The sequence below is a fragment of the Actinomadura sp. BRA 177 genome (genome assembly GCF_013372625.1).
In the GTDB taxonomy this organism is placed as follows: Bacteria; Actinomycetota; Actinomycetes; order Streptosporangiales; family Streptosporangiaceae; genus Spirillospora.
Map to the genome: position 1 here is coordinate 1 of NZ_JABXFD010000730.1, position 1469 is coordinate 1469.

2 protein-coding genes are annotated in these 1469 nt (G+C 72.8%); both read right to left on the bottom strand.

Features of this window, described 5'->3' with window-relative positions:
• Window positions 1-178: 178 nt before the first annotated feature.
• Entirely contained in the window at window positions 179-952 is a 774-nt protein-coding gene (locus HUX53_RS39540; RefSeq protein WP_176408384.1) for a phosphatase PAP2 family protein, read from the bottom strand.
• A gap of 98 nt (window positions 953-1050) precedes the next feature.
• Window positions 1051-1425 (bottom strand): DedA family protein, encoded by a 375-nt coding sequence (locus HUX53_RS39545; protein WP_217920440.1) that lies wholly within the window; start codon window positions 1423-1425, stop codon window positions 1051-1053.
• Window positions 1426-1469: the final 44 nt, after the last annotated feature.

The following is a 1469-nucleotide window of genomic DNA, read 5'->3' on the forward strand; positions in this document are numbered from 1 at the left end:
GTTTGAGTTGTACTTTGTGTTTTGTGAAGCGCAGGGCGCTATAGGGTTTAGGCGCCCGTCTCGGGGGCTCGGAGAGTTGTATGGGCGGCCCGGCGGGGGAGTACCCCGGAAACGCCGACGGGCCGCCCCGGCAGCGCCGGAGCACCACCCTGGGACGGCCCGACCGGCCCGCCTCCAGCTAGGGGAGAGGGCCCGGACGGCGCGTCACGCCGCCCATCACGTCCGGCATCGTCACCGACGCCTCGTCCAGCGGAGCGCTCATCGGAGCCACACCGGCCGCCGGCGCCACACCGGCATGCGGCGCCAACCCCGGCTGCCCGACCGGCGGCCCGCCCACGCCGGGCGCCGCCACCGGACCCGCGCCCAGCAGCACCGCACCCGCCGCCACGCCCCGCAACGACTCCACCAGCGGCCGCAGCACCCGCACCAGCACCAGCCCCACCAGCGGAGCCACCACCACGCCCAGCAGGAACCCCGCCGCCACATCATGCGGATAGTGCACGCCCACGAACACCCGCGAGAACGCCATCAGCGCCGCCAGCGGCAGCACCAGCGGCGCCATCACCCGCCACGCCACCACGATCGCCGCCGCCGACGCCGCCGCGATCGTCGCGTGATTACTCGGGAACGACCAGTCGCCCTGCGGCGGGCACGCCGCGATGTGCACCGCCCCCGCCACCGCCCGGCACGGCCGCTCCTCCTCGATGAACGACTTCGACACCTCGCTCACCAGATACGCCGACACCACCGCGAACGGCGCCGCCAGCGCCAGCCCCATCGCCCGCGCGTCCAGGCCCCGGGCCCGCCACCAGCCCGCCACGAACAACACGGCGAACAGCAGCAGCCCCGCATCGGTCCCGACATCGGCCACCTCATGCACCCAGGACGGCGTGCCCTGCGCGAACTCGGTGACATCCCGGTACAGATCCGCGCTGAAATCCGGCGCTTGCATGCTCTCCCTCACGCTCGCAGGCGGCCCTCGCCCGACACCCTTGAGACACCGGGCCGACCGCCGAAGTTCACCCTACGGCCACCACCGACCGAAGCCTGTCACTTTCCCGCGATCACCCGCCGGACAACGGCCCCACCCGCACTACCGGATCCCCGTCCCGCCGGCACTCCCGCTCCACGACGGCCACGCGGCGCCCGCCGGCGCACGAAACGCACGGCCTCCACCACGGCCGTCACCGACAACGCCAACCCCAGCCCGACCGCCACACCCATCAGCGGATCGTCCTCGAACGCCACCCCGCCCACATAACCCAGCAGCGCCCCGTACAACGTCCACGACACCGCCGCCACACCCGCGAACAACGAGAACCACCGCAACCGGTAACCCACCGCGCCCATCGTCACCGTCACCGCCGTCCGCCCACCCGGCACATACCGCGCCACCACCAGGATCAGCCCGCCCCGCTCGGCCACTGTCCCTTCTCCACATACGACCCCGCCGCCGAAACAGCACGAGG